Source organism: Montanilutibacter psychrotolerans (genome assembly GCF_003719825.1).
Classification (GTDB): domain Bacteria; phylum Pseudomonadota; class Gammaproteobacteria; order Xanthomonadales; family Xanthomonadaceae; genus Montanilutibacter; species Montanilutibacter psychrotolerans.
Genome location: NZ_RIBS01000002.1, coordinates 545,278 through 558,589 on the forward strand (window position 1 = coordinate 545,278; position 13,312 = coordinate 558,589).

A 13,312-nucleotide genomic window follows, 5' to 3' on the forward strand; every position below is an offset into this window, starting at 1 on the left:
TCAGCCGTTCATTGCGTCGAAGAAGATCCGCGCCAGAGCGTCCGGTGCCATCCGCGTGATCGTGGGGTTCACTTCCATGGAAAATTCGCCGGAGTCGGGACGGACGTTTCCCGGAATGATCACGCCCCGCCGTTTCAGCCGTTCGCCAAGCACGGCCGGTTCGACTCCCGTGGCGGAGAGGAAAAACCGGCTTGTGCCGTTGGGCACGTGTCGGATCTTGAATCGCGCGTCGGACCGCAGGAGCGCAATGAACCGATCGGCAGACTGCCACGCCTGCGCGTAGTCGCGTTCGTAATGCTCCAGATACCGCTCGACGGGCGCAACATCGGGCCACGCATGGGGCAGGGACCCGCCGAACATCCGGCGCGTGTGATAGAGGCCCTCGATGAATTCGGCATCGCCTGCAAGGATTGCGCCCGACATGCCGTTGAAGTGCTTCCACAGCGACACGAACACCGTGTCGAAGAGCGCGGCATGTTCGCGCACGCTGCGGCCCGAATGCCGGGGCAGGTTGAACATCCGCGCGCCATCCAGGTGGAGGCGGATACCTCGTTCCCGTGCGTAGCCGCACACCCGCTGCAGCTCGTCGAAATCGACCATCTGATGGTCGCGCCGCCTGACCGGACTCTCGATGGAGAGCACGCCGACCTTCGTTTCCACGCGGCCACTGGCCGAACGCTCGACCCAGTGCTTGAGTTCGTCCAGTGTGATCGTGCTTTCGCCCGCCGCCAGCGGCACCAGGTTCAATCCGCTGAGCGTGCTCGCGCAGTCGCCGCTGTCGTTGTAGAAGTGGCTCTCGGCCTGCACCAGCACGCGACGATCGCTGCCCGCGAGCGTTCTGATCGCAATGTGATTGGCGAGCGTTCCAGTGGGCACGAACATCGCGGCCTGCTTCCCGAGCCGCTCGGCGAACCGGCGTTCGAGCTTCTCGATCAGCCCGCCCCGGGAATACCCGTCGGCTTCCACCGCGCCGGCCATGACGGCCTCATGCAGCCGCGTGGCGTACTCGCGGGGGTTCAGCCCGAGGCCGTCGGTGGTGAAGTCGACGCGCGAGAACAACGCTGGCGACGAGACGGTGGCGCCATCGGGATCGGTAGCCTGCGCTGCGGCGGGCAGGAGCGACACCGTGGCGGCCAATCCACTGGCCGCCAGGAACCGGCGGCGATCCAGGTCCGGCGTCGTCAAGGCTTTCGCGGGGGGCGGGGTCATGGCGAGGAGGCTTCCGGCGTGGGTACCGGCGGCGCGACGGGCGGGGCAGGGGCAGCAAGGGCGTCCGCCGGATCATCGCGTTCGATCAGGTGAATTCGTCCGTCCTCGACGCGCCAGTGCAGGCCGTTCTGCGTCGTCATCACGAACAACGGCTGACGGTACTGGAGATTCATGAAGACATGAAACATGGTCGGCGTGGCCGAGGTGAGGTGTGACACCCCCATCCCGACGGCCTGCGCACCTTCTGGCAGCTTCTCGTCGAGATTGGCCATCGGGCAGCTGCGGGTCTGCGAAAATTGCGATTGCAGCGTCTGGCCGTCGGCGCTGTAACGGAACAGGTGGAAGCCGCCCAGCGGCGCTGCGTGGTTGTCCTTCCACGCGGACATGACGAAGACCAGGATCTCCGGCCGTCCGTCCAAGTTCGACTCGAATGCGAGGGTGTTCGGCGCGTGCTTCGTGCACATGCCCAGTTCCGGTGTGTGCAGCGCAGCGTCGCGCGACTTCATCAGTCGCGATTCGCGATCGGTGAGTGGCTCGGCCGGCGACAGCTTGCGCGCGTCCTCTACTTCCATCGATGCCATGTCGAGCGTGGCCGTCGCGACGGCGGCGACGTTCCCCCGGGATTCCCAGAAATAGCGAACCTCGATCTTGCCGTCCGTCTCGAACGTCAGCCAGCCGCGGCCCTCGCCCTCGACGCCTTCGAACGCACCCTTCGCCAACAGCGCGTCGGTGGTGAGCCACGCCGCGATGTCGTGCATGCGGATCATGCCGCCGATGAACTCGGCCATGGCGACGTCCTGCTGGTACTTGGGGGGGATCTGGCAGGCGATGCGCCGCGAGTTCTGATCGGCACCGGCCGGCAGGGCGCGCGACTGCGCGCAATCGGTCGTGGCGGGAAGGGGAGGGGCGATCGGCGCTTCCGCGGCGAAGACGGGCGTGGCCAGAAGGTGCGCGACCAACAACACGCAGACGAGGGCAGAGCGAGCGGAAAGCGAAGCGATGGATCGGGGCATGTCGACTGTTCCGGTGGTGTGGTCGCGCACGTTCAGCGCAGTGCCGCGCGACGCTTTTCGTCGAGCCACTTGTCGGCCTGCGCCGGCACGTAGGCCTGCATCCATTCGAGCAGGGTGCCGATGTCCTCACCGTGCCAGAGATCGCGGCGCTGGTCGGCGTGCAGGAAGCGCTCGGCGACCATGCGGTCCATCATCGCCACCAGCGGCGCGTAGAACCCCTCGACGTCGAGGAAGGCACAAGGCCGATCGCCGATGCCCAGCTGGCGCCAGGTCAGCATTTCGAACATCTCGTCGAGCGTGCCGAATCCGCCGGGCAGGGCGATGAAGCCGTCGCTGAGGTCGAACATGCGCGCCTTGCGCTCGTGCATGTTGGCGACCACCTCCAGACGGGTCAGTCCGCGGTGTGCGACTTCCCAGCCGACCAACTGTTCGGGGATCACGCCGATTACCTCACCACCGGCGGCCAGCGCAGCGTCGGCGACCGTGCCCATCAGGCCGACGTTGCCACCGCCGTAGACCACCGCGATGCCCCGCTGGGCCAGGCGCGTACCCAGCTCGGTGGCGCGCTGCGCGTAGATCGGCCGCGATCCGGAGTTGGATCCGCAGTAGACGCAGACGGCCTTGAAGCGGGGGGCGACGGAGTCTTGGGTCATGGAGTGGCTGCCTGGGTCAGTAGGAAGGTGCCGCCAGAACGGCAAACGCCCGGGCTCTGTAGAGACCGGGCGCTTGCGTGGCGATGCGAATGGCGTGGGGCCAACGCGGGATCAGTTCGCCTTGTGGATCGCGCGCTTGGACACGGCCATCGCCGCGTCGTGCACGGCTTCCGAGAGGCTCGGGTGCGCGTGGCAGATGCGGGCGAGGTCGTCGGCCGAGCCGCTGAACTCCATCGTCAGCACGCCTTCGTGGACCAGCTCGGAGACGTTGGCGCCGACCAGGTGCATGCCCAGGACGCGGTCGGTCTCGGCGTGTGCGAGCACCTTCACGAAGCCCGCGGGCTCGGCCATTGCCACCGCGCGACCGACGGCCGCAAACGGGAAGCTGCCGGCCTTGTACGGAATGCCCTCGGCCTTGAGCTGCTCTTCGGTCTTGCCCACCCACGCAATCTCCGGCTCGGTGTAGATCACCCACGGAATCGTGTCGAGGTTGACGTGGCCGGGCAGGCCGCCGATCAACTCGGCAACCGCGATGCCTTCTTCGAAGCCCTTGTGCGCCAGCATCGGGCCGCGCACGCAGTCGCCGACTGCCCACACGCCGTTGACGCCGGTGTGGCAGTGCGCGTCGACCTCGATCTGGCCGCGCTCGCTGACCTTGACGCCGGTGCCATCGGCCAGCAGGCCACGGGTTGCAGCCTTGCGACCCACGGCGACCAGCAGCTTGTCGACCACGATGGTCTGCTCGCCCTTGGCGTCGGTGTAGGTGACGTGCACGCCGTCGGCCTTCACCTCGGTGCTGCTGACCTTGGCACCCAGCTGGATGTCGAGGCCCTGCTTCTTGAACTCGCGCGCGGAGACCTTGGCGACCTCGGCATCGGCCGCCGACAGGAAGTCCGGCAGCGCTTCGAGGATGGTGACCTTGGCACCCAGGCGGTTCCACACGCTGCCCAGTTCCAGGCCGATCACGCCGGCGCCAATCACGCCAAGGCGCTTGGGAACTTCGGTGAAGTCCAGCGCGCCGACGTTGTCGACGATGTGCTCGCCGAACTTCGCAAACGGCAGTTCGATGGAGTCGGAACCGGCGGCAATGATGACGTTGGTGCCCTTGAGCTCGACTTCACTGCCGTCGTGCTGCTTGACCTTGACCACGTTGCCCGGCTGCAGCTGGCCGAAGCCATAGAACGGGGTGATCTTGTTGGCCTTGAACAGCGCCGCGATGCCGCCGGTGAACTGCTTGACGATCTTGTCCTTGCGGCCAACCATCGTTGCCACGTCGATCTTGGCGTTGTCGGTGGTGATGCCGTGCTCGCCGAAGATGTGGCCGAGGTTCCAGAACTGGCGGGAGCTGTCGAGCAGCGCCTTGGAGGGGATGCAGCCCACGCGCAGGCAGGTGCCGCCCAGCGCCGGTTTGCCATCCTTGCCAAGCGCGGCATCGATGCACGCGGTCTTCAGGCCCAACTGCGCGGCACGGATCGCGGCGTGGTAACCGGCAGGGCCGGCACCGATGACGACTACGTCGAATGCTTGCTGTTCGCTCATGGGGTGAGGCCTTTTCTTTTTCCTTCGCCCTTCGGGTGAAGGTGCCCGAAGGGCGGTGGAGGTTCGGCGGAGCGGGGTCGCTGCGGCGCCGACGAGTGGGGCAGCGGTGCGAGGTCATCGGCGCAGGGCCGTGACCTCGCTCCAACCCTCTCCCGCGGGAGAGGGGCAAGCCGCCGTTTACATGCCCAGCAGCATGCGGTGCGGGTTCTCGAGCTGGTTCTTGATGTCCACCAGGAACAGCACCGCGTCCTTGCCGTCGATGATGCGGTGGTCGTAGCTCAGCGCGATGTACATCATCGGCGCGGCGACGACCTGGCCGTTCTCGACGATCGCGCGTTCCTTGATCGCATGCATGCCCAGGATCGCGCTCTGCGGCGGGTTGACGATCGGGGTCGACATCAGCGAGCCGAACGTGCCGCCGTTGGTGATGGTGAACGTGCCACCCTGCAGGTCGTCCAGGCCCAGCTTGCCGTCGCGCGCCTTCTTGGCGTACCCGGCGATGCCCGACTCGATGTCGGCGAACGACATGCGCTCGACGTTGCGCAGCACCGGCGTGACCAGGCCCTTCTCGGTCGACACGGCGATCGAGATGTCGGCATAGCCGTGGTAGATCACGTCATTGCCGTCGACCGACGCGTTGATCACCGGATACTTCTGCAGGGCGTTGGCGGCGGCCTTGGCGAAGAAGCCCATGAAGCCCAGCTTGATGCCGTTGGCCTTCTCGAACTGCTCGCCCAGCTCCTTGCGCATCGCCATGACCTTGCCCAGGTTGACCTCGTTGAACGAGGTCAGCATGGCGATCGAGTTCTTCGATTGCATCAGGCGCTCGGCGATGCGGGCGCGCATGCGGGTCATCGGGACGCGTTCTTCCGGACGGGCGCCGCCGGCCACGCCGGCGGTCTTGCCGCTGGCGTAGTTGACGATGTCTTCCTTGGTGACCATGCCGCGACGGCCGGTGCCTTCGACCTGCGACGGGTCGACGCCCGCGGTGGCGGCGGTGAAGCGCGCGCCCGGCGGCAGGTCGCCGGAGACGGCTGCCGGGGCGGCGGACTTGGCCGGAGCGGCAGCGGCGGGCGCAGCCGGTGCTGCCGGCGCGGCGGCCGGAGCAGCCGCGGCAGATGCCGCCGGGGCCGCGGCGGCAGCGCCGGCCTCGACGATCGCGATCAGCTGCTGGCTGGTCACGGTGGAGCCTTCCTCGAACTTGATTTCCTTGAGCACGCCATCGACCGGCGACGGCACTTCGAGCACGACCTTGTCGGTCTCGAGGTCGACGATGTTCTCGTCGCGCTTGACCGCGTCACCGACCTTCTTGTGCCAGGTGGCGATGGTGGCGTCGGAAACGGATTCCGGCAGGACCGGGACTTTGATTTCGGTGCTCATGGATGTGAGTCCTGATTGAAAGGTATGCGGTGAGTGAGGTGGGAAGCGAGTCGCCCGCGGAGCAGGCTGCCGGTGGGGAGCGAATCGCTCCCGCCTTCCTCACTTCCTACTTCGTGTTGCTTGCGGCGGCCAGGCCGCCGGCGAAACGAATGCATCGAGCGGGGTGCGGGAAGGCAAGTCGTCCGTCGTGCGGTCTTCGACACCGGACCGTACCTGCCTTCTCGCGTCCTGCTTGTCCTTATTCCGATGTCCTTACTCCGAGCAGCTCTCGCCACGCAGCGGGTTCACCAGCGCATCGGCGACGAGCTGTGCCTGCTCGACGACGTGGTCGGAGAAGTGTCCCGCAGCGGGCGACGGCGAACGCTGGCGACCGGCGTAGTGCAGTGCTTTGCCCTGGAGGCAGGCCGACAGGTGGTGGCGGATCTGGTACCACGCACCCTGGTTCTGCGGTTCCTCCTGGCACCACACCACGTCGGTGGCCGCGCTGAAGCGCTTGAGCTCGACGGCAAGCTCCTCGCGCGGGAACGGGTACAGCTGTTCCACGCGGACCAGCGCCACGTCGTCGGCGCCACGCTTGTGCATGTCTTCCAGCAGGTCGTAGTACACCTTGCCGCCGCAGACCACCACGCGCTTGGCCTTCTTGGCATTGGCGACGGTGTCCGGGATCAGCTGCTGGAACTCGCCCTTGGCCAGCTCGTCCAGCGACGACACCGCCAGCTTGTGGCGCAGCAGCGACTTGGGCGTCATCACCACCAGCGGCTTGCGCGTGGTCATGCGCATCTGCCGGCGGATCATGTGGTACGCCTGCGCCGGGGTGGTGGGCGTGCACACCATCATGTTGTCGAGCGCGCACAGCTGCAGGAAACGCTCCAGGCGGGCGGAGCTGTGCTCCGGGCCCTGGCCTTCGTAACCGTGCGGCAGGAACAGCGCCAGGCCGCACAGGCGGCCCCACTTGGCCTCGCCCGACGACAGGAACTGGTCGATGACCACCTGGGCGCCGTTGGCGAAATCGCCGAACTGCGCTTCCCAGATGTCCAGCGTCATGGGATCGGCGGTGGCGTAGCCGTACTCGAACGCCATCACCGCTTCCTCGCTGAGCAGCGAGTCGATGATCGCCAGGTCCGTGGGCGTCTTCACCAGCTGGCGCAGCGGCAGGTAGTAATCGTCGGTGGACTGTTCGTGCAGGATCGCGTGACGGTGGAAGAACGTGCCGCGACCGCAGTCCTGACCCACCAGGCGCAGCTTGTAGCCTTCGTCCAGCAAGGTGGCGTAGGCGAGGTTTTCGGCAAAGCCCCAGTCGCCGGCCTGATCGCCGGCGGCCATCTTGCGACGGTCGTCGTAGATCTTGGCGACACGCGCGTGCAGCTTGACCTCGTCGGGGATCGTGTTGATCGCCAGGGCCAGCGCGTCGAGACGGGCGCGTTCGAACGTGGTGTCGACCGGATCGGTGATGCGGCCCTTGAGGAAGGACGACCAGTCGACAGTGAATTCGTCGGGCGTGACCGACACCAGGTCGGTGGTGACCGTGCCCTGGTCGAGCTTGTCGCGGTACCCGTCGACCAGCGCCTGCGCCTCCTCGGCGGTCAGACTGCCGTCGGCGATCAGGCGGTTGGCGTACAGCTCGCGCGGCGTCTTGTGCTTGCGGATCACCTGGTACATCACCGGCTGCGTTGCCGCCGGCTCGTCGGCCTCGTTGTGGCCGTTGCGGCGGTAGCAGACCAGGTCGATGACCACGTCCTTGCCGAAGCGTTGACGGAAGTCGAGCGCCAGCTCGGCGCAGAACACCACCGCTTCCGGGTCGTCACCGTTCACGTGCAGGATCGGCGCGCCGACCATCTTGGCCACGTCGGTGCAGTACAGCGTGGAACGCGCGTCCTGGCGCTCGCTGGTGGTGAAGCCGACCTGGTTGTTGATGACGATGTGGACGGTGCCGCCAACCGCGAAGCCGCGAGCCTGCGACATCTGCAGCAGTTCCATGCCCACGCCCTGGCCGGCGAACGCGGCGTCGCCGTGCAGCAGGATGGGCAGGACCTGGCCACGCCCGGCGTCGCCGCGGCGGGTCTGGCGCGAGCGCACGCTACCGGCAACCACCGGATTGACGATCTCCAGGTGCGACGGGTTGAACGCCAGCGCCAGGTGGACCGGACCGCCCGGGGTGGCGACATCGGCGCTGAAGCCCATGTGGTACTTGACGTCGCCGGCGTGGGCGAGATCGCTGTGGACGTGCTCGAACTTGCCTTCGAACTCGTCGAACAGGTGGCGCGGCGGCTTGCCCAGGGTGTTGACCAGCACGTTGAGGCGGCCGCGGTGGGCCATGCCGATCACGACGTCCTTGACGCCCTGTTCGCCGGCGCGGCGCACGGTGACGTCCATCAACGGGATCAGCGCATCGCCGCCTTCCAGCGAGAAGCGCTTCTGGCCGACGTACTTGGTGCCCAGGTAACGCTCGAGGCCATCGGCGGCGGTGAGGCGTTCGAGGATGCGCTTCTTGTCTTCGACGCTGCGGCCGAACTTGCCGCCGGCCTTCTCGAGACGCTCATACACCCAGCGGCGCTGCTCGGCGTCGGTGATGTGCATGAACTCCGCACCGATCGAGCCGGTGTAGGTGGACTTGAGCAGCGCGAGCAGGTCGCCGAGCTTCATGCGCTCGTTGCCGGCGACGCCGCCGGTGCTGAACTCGCCCGACAGGTCGCTTTCGGACAGGCGATGGAAGCCCAGCTGGAGGTCCGGGGCGTCGGGCTTCTCGAGCAGGCCCAGCGGGTCGATGTCGGCGCCCAGGTGGCCGCGCGAACGGTAGGCGGTGATCAGCTTGCCGACCTGGCGCTCGCGTTCGTCGCCGGCGCCGGGCCCGGCACCGCCGGAGACCACGCCGCGCGCGGCGGCCTTGCCGGCGACCGCGATCGCGTCGATGACCGCCGAATGCGGCACATCCCCGGCCTCCCGGCCTTTGAAGTCGTCGAAGTACGCCTTCCATTTGGTCCCGACGCTGTCGGGATCGACCAGGTACTGCTCGTACAGGTCTTCGATGTAGGCGGCATTGGCGCCGAGCTGGGAGGACTGGGAGAACTGCTTGAGAAGGCTGTCCACGACGGTATCGGGATCTCTCGGGGGGCGATTTGGGTATGCCCGGGCGCGTGCAGGCCGCGCCGGAGGCACACAAGGGCCGGAATTATAGCGGCAGCTTGCGCCGGAACGGCGAACACTTGAGTCACAGATGTTCCGGCGCGCGTCAGGTCGCGCTCAGATGCCCAGTGCGCGGAACTCGCTGCAGGGCCGGGCGCGCTCCCAGACCGGGTCGAACGCGGCGCACAGCTGGCGCACGCGTGGGGCGGCATCCAGGCGGGTTTCGCCGTCGAAACGGTGGCCCAGCGTGCGGAAGTAGTAGCCGCCGGCATCGTTGACCGCGTAGGCCGGCGCGTATTCGCGGTCGACCGGCTCCTCGATCGCGCGGAACGCGAATGCGCTGGGCAGACGCTGCGCCAGGCCCAGCATCGGCGCCAGGGCGCGCTGCGGTGCAGCCGGATCGTGCAACAGCACACGCACCTCGCCATCGCCGGTGGCGAAGCGGCGCAGTGCGGTCATGACCTCGGGGGTATCCAGCAGTCCCGGGTCGAGCTCACGGCTGTAGATGCGCAGCACGCGCCGGCAACCCGCGATCAGGCCCAGCATGGCCGCGCACGCCGCATCGCGGTTTTCCACCGGATTGGCCGCGTCGACCAGGCTGCGCATCGTCTGGTGCTCGATGCCGGCCTCGTTGAAGCGCGGACCCTGCGGCAGGAACCCATGACGGGCGTAGAAGCCGATCGCCGAGACCTGCGCGTGCAGGCCCAGCTCGTGCCAGCCCATTCGGCGGGCTTCATCGACCAGCGTCCGCAGCATCGCCTCGCCGATGCCCTTGCCACGCCATTCGCGCACCACCGCCATGCGGCCGATGCGGTGGTCCGGCGTCAGGCGGCCGGTGCCGATCGGCTGGCCGTGCGCGTCGCGCACCAGCACGTGTCGGCACAGCGGGTCGATGGCGTCGCGCTCGAGCTCGACCGGTACCTGCTGCTCTTGCACGAACACCCGCTCACGCACCGCATGCAGCTGCGCGACCGCAGCCGCGAACTCGACGACCTCGACCTGGAACTGCGGCAGTGTGTTCATTGTCGTGTCCCGTCGTGGCTGTCCTGGGCGACGTCGTCCTCGTCGTCGCCGGGCATCTGCAGGTTGTAGTGGCCGCTGCCGAGCAGCTCGATCACGCGGTCACGGCCGGTCTCCGATAGTGCCGCATAGGCCTGGCCATCCAGCATCGCGGCATTGGCGATGATGCGCGCGTCGCGTAACGGCAGCGTGGAGTCCTGGCCGTTGACGTACAACTGTGCGCCGCGTCCGGCCTTGCGCCAGGCCATGCGCGAGTACGGGTGTCGCCACAGCTGGCCGCCGTGTTCGAGGTCCCATTCGACCTCGATCCGCGAGCGCGGCGTGGCGCCGGCGAGCACTTCGCCGGCGTTGCGGTAGAGGGTGATGAAGCGACCGAACCAGTCGCCCAGGCGCTCGGGGTCGTTCATGCGCAGCAGATTCAACGCCTCGATCGCGCGCGTCATCGCCGCGTCGTCGATCTGCGCCGGATCGCCGGCCGGCTGCAGGTCCGGATCGGCGTAGCGCAGTGCCTCGTCGGCGTCCGCGGCCAGGGTGTCGACGAAGTCGCCCAGCAACTCGGCGGCCGACGGTGCGCGCATGCCCACCGAGAACGTCAGGCAGGCGTCCTCGGCCACGCCGTGGTGCGGCACGCCGGGCGGCAGGTACAGCATGTCGCCGGGGCCCAGCAGCCACTCGTGGCTGGGGGTGAACTCGCGCAGCAGCTTGATCTCGACGTCGTTGCGGAATGCCAGCGGCGACGCGCCATTGCCGGTGGCCACGCAGGCGTCGATCTGCCAGCGGCGGTGGCCCTGGGCCTGCAGCAGGAACACGTCGTACTGGTCGACGTGCGCGCCCACCGAACCGCCGGGCGCGGCGAACGACACCATGATGTCGTCGATGCGCCAGCGCGGCAGGAAGTCGAACGCGTCGATCAGCCCGGCCACGTCGGCGTCCCACTTGTCGACGTCCTGCACCAGAAGGGTCCAGTCCTGGTGGGGCATGCCGGGGAACTCGGCCTCGTCGAACGGCCCGTGGCGCACGCTCCAGTGGTCCGTGTCGCGGTCGTGCATGACGATGCGCGACAGCGCCGCTTCCTCGCAGGCCAATCCGGCCAGGTCCTCGGGCTGGATCGGCGAGAGGTAGTCCGGAAACGCGTTGCGGATCAGCAACGGCCGCTTCTGCCAGTAGTCGCGCAGGAACGTGGCCGGCGGCATGCCCAGCGGCGGCAGACGGCGGGCGTCGACCTCGATCGGCAGCGCGGGCGCGGCGGCTTTCTGGCGGGCGGGTTGGCGGGGCTTGCTCATGAGGGGTCGGGTCCGTTGGTGGTCCGGCGATCGCGCGTGGTGGGGCGGCCTGTCCGGAGGTGAGCGGACGCCGCCCGGCTCAGCCCCGCAGTTCGGCGGCGTAGTCGCGGTAGAACTGGCCGTCGGGATCGGACTCGTGGTCGATCTCGATCGGGTACGGCGCCGATTCCTGTTCCAGGGACTCCAGCATCGCCAGGAAGGCGGTGGTGCTGCGGCTGTGGAACACGAATTCGCCGTGGTCGGGTTCGACGAACACGAGCACCAGCGCCGTGTCCTCGTCGTTGGCCAGGCGGGCCAGCACGCGCTGCTCGAAGCGCGCCATGGCGTCGCGACCGGCATCGGTGTCGGCGCCGTTCCACAGCAGGTTCAGGCGCTCGGGCAGGGCGCGGAAGTTGAACGACGCGTCGAGCTGGCGAAGGCGCACGGTCGAGATGCCGTCGTCGCCTTCGTGGCTGGCACTGGTCCAGTTGAGATTGCTTGCCATCGTGGCGTCCACCATGCTGATCGAATTGAGGGCGGGAATCGGCGGGCTGGCTGCGCGGGTAAGTGGTCCCGCTGGCCGGATCTGCGCTGGCGCCAGCGAAGCGCGTTCCTTGCGGCGCGCGTCTTCGGTGGCGTCGGCGGGCCGAGGTCAGATGCCCTTGGCGAGCTGTTCGGCCAGGCCGCTGTAGCTGCCCGGGGTCATGTCGAGCAGGCGTTGCTTGTCGTCGGCCGGCAGATCGAGCGAGGCGATGAACTCGCGCATCGACGCCCGGTTGATGCCGTGGCCGCGCGTCAGCGCCTTGAGCTGCTCGTACGGGCTGGGCAGGCCATGACGGCGCATCACCGTCTGCACGGCTTCGGCCAGCACTTCCCACGAGGCATCCAGGTCGGCGGCCAGGCGTTCCGGGTTGGCGCTGAGCTTGCCCAGGCCACGCAGCAGTGCGTCGAAGCCGATCAGCGCATGGCCAAAGGCGGTGCCGAGCGCGCGCAGCACGGTCGAGTCGGTGAGGTCGCGCTGCCAGCGGCTGATCGGCAGCTTGGCGGCGAAGTGCTCGAACAGGGCGCTGGCGATGCCGAAGTTGCCCTCGGCGTTTTCGAAGTCGATCGGGTTGACCTTGTGCGGCATCGTCGAGCTGCCCACTTCACCGGCCTTGACCGCCTGCTTGAAGTAACCCAGCGAGATGTAGCCCCAGATGTCGCGGCACAGGTCGATGGCGATCGTGTCGATGCGCTTGGCGACGTCGCACAGCTCGGCGATGCCGTCGTGCGGTTCGATCTGGGTGGTGTAGGGCTGCCAGGTCAGGCCCAGCGACTGCACGAAACCCTGTGCAAACGTCGCCCAGTCGATGTCCGGGTAGGACGCGACGTGGGCGTTGTAGTTGCCCACCGCGCCGTTGATCTTGCCCGGCATCGGCGCGGCCACCAGCGTGTCGCGCTGACGCTGCAGGCGCGCCACCACGTTGGCCAGTTCCTTGCCGACGGTGGTCGGCGAGGCGGTCTGGCCGTGCGTGCGCGACAGCATCGGCAGGCCGGCGTGCTCGTGCGCCATCGCGCGCAGCTTGCCGATCAGCTCGTCCAGCTTGGGCAGCAGCACGGTGTTGCGCGCTTCGTTGAGCATCAGCGAGTAGCTGAGGTTGTTGATGTCCTCGGAGGTGCACGCGAAATGCACGAACTCCAGCGCCGGGCCCAGCTCCGCGTCGTCCTTGAGCTTTTCCTTGATGAGGTACTCGACGGCCTTGACGTCGTGGTTGGTGGTGCGCTCGATCTCCTTGACGCGTGCGGCGTCAGCGACCGTCAGGCCATCGGCGAACTGGCGCAGGCGCGCCACGGCATCGGCCGAGAACGGCTTGAGCTCGACGATGCCCGGCTCGTTGGCCAGCGCCAGCAGCCACTCCACCTCGACCTTGACGCGGGCCTTGATCAGGCCGAACTCGGAGAAGATCGGGCGCAACGCGTCGACCTTGCCGGCGTAGCGGCCATCGAGCGGGGACAGGGCGAGCAGGTGGATTTCGGCAGTGGCGGGCATGGGGGCAGGGCAGCGGGAAACAGGGCGGGCATTCTACAGCGCCCGCTCCGCGGCGAGGCCCGGATGCCCTTGCAGGCAGCCTGG

General features: G+C 67.9%; 10 protein-coding genes. All 10 read right to left on the reverse strand.

Going from position 1 to position 13,312, the window contains the following annotated elements:
- Window positions 1-1,209 (reverse strand): threonine aldolase family protein, encoded by a 1,209-nt coding sequence (locus EER27_RS05925; RefSeq protein WP_123087086.1) that lies wholly within the window; start codon window positions 1,207-1,209, stop codon window positions 1-3.
- Window positions 1,206-2,252 carry a hypothetical protein gene (locus EER27_RS05930; RefSeq protein WP_148040957.1) on the reverse strand — a complete coding sequence of 349 codons (1,047 nt, stop codon included), beginning with the start codon at window positions 2,250-2,252 and terminating at the stop codon, window positions 1,206-1,208. Before EER27_RS05930 ends, EER27_RS05925 begins: the two co-directional genes overlap by 4 nt.
- A gap of 2 nt (window positions 2,253-2,254) precedes the next feature.
- Window positions 2,255-2,875 carry an LOG family protein gene (locus EER27_RS05935; RefSeq protein WP_123087088.1) on the reverse strand — a complete coding sequence of 207 codons (621 nt, stop codon included), beginning with the start codon at window positions 2,873-2,875 and terminating at the stop codon, window positions 2,255-2,257.
- A 111-nt stretch (window positions 2,876-2,986) separates the two neighbouring features.
- Window positions 2,987-4,414 (reverse strand): dihydrolipoyl dehydrogenase, encoded by a 1,428-nt coding sequence (lpdA, locus tag EER27_RS05940; RefSeq protein ID WP_123087089.1) that lies wholly within the window; start codon window positions 4,412-4,414, stop codon window positions 2,987-2,989.
- Window positions 4,415-4,591: 177 nt separating this feature from the next.
- Window positions 4,592-5,794, reverse strand: coding sequence for a dihydrolipoyllysine-residue succinyltransferase (gene sucB / locus EER27_RS05945; protein WP_123087090.1), 1,203 nt, complete (start codon window positions 5,792-5,794; stop codon window positions 4,592-4,594).
- 252 nt (window positions 5,795-6,046) lie between these two features.
- Window positions 6,047-8,881: a 2-oxoglutarate dehydrogenase E1 component gene (locus EER27_RS05950; protein WP_123087091.1), complete on the reverse strand. Its 2,835-nt coding sequence runs from the start codon at window positions 8,879-8,881 to the stop codon at window positions 6,047-6,049.
- Window positions 8,882-9,034: 153 nt separating this feature from the next.
- Window positions 9,035-9,940: a GNAT family N-acetyltransferase gene (locus tag EER27_RS05955; RefSeq protein WP_123087092.1), complete on the reverse strand. Its 906-nt coding sequence runs from the start codon at window positions 9,938-9,940 to the stop codon at window positions 9,035-9,037.
- Window positions 9,937-11,220, reverse strand: a complete 1,284-nt coding sequence (locus EER27_RS05960; RefSeq protein WP_123087093.1) for a cupin domain-containing protein — start codon at window positions 11,218-11,220, stop codon at window positions 9,937-9,939. Before EER27_RS05960 ends, EER27_RS05955 begins: the two co-directional genes overlap by 4 nt.
- 79 nt (window positions 11,221-11,299) lie before the next feature.
- On the reverse strand, window positions 11,300-11,704 hold the full coding sequence (locus EER27_RS05965; RefSeq protein WP_190285668.1) for a DUF695 domain-containing protein: 405 nt from the start codon (window positions 11,702-11,704) through the stop codon (window positions 11,300-11,302).
- 147 nt (window positions 11,705-11,851) lie between these two features.
- Window positions 11,852-13,228, reverse strand: a complete 1,377-nt coding sequence (gene purB / locus EER27_RS05970; protein ID WP_123087095.1) for an adenylosuccinate lyase — start codon at window positions 13,226-13,228, stop codon at window positions 11,852-11,854.
- Window positions 13,229-13,312 lie beyond the last annotated feature (84 nt).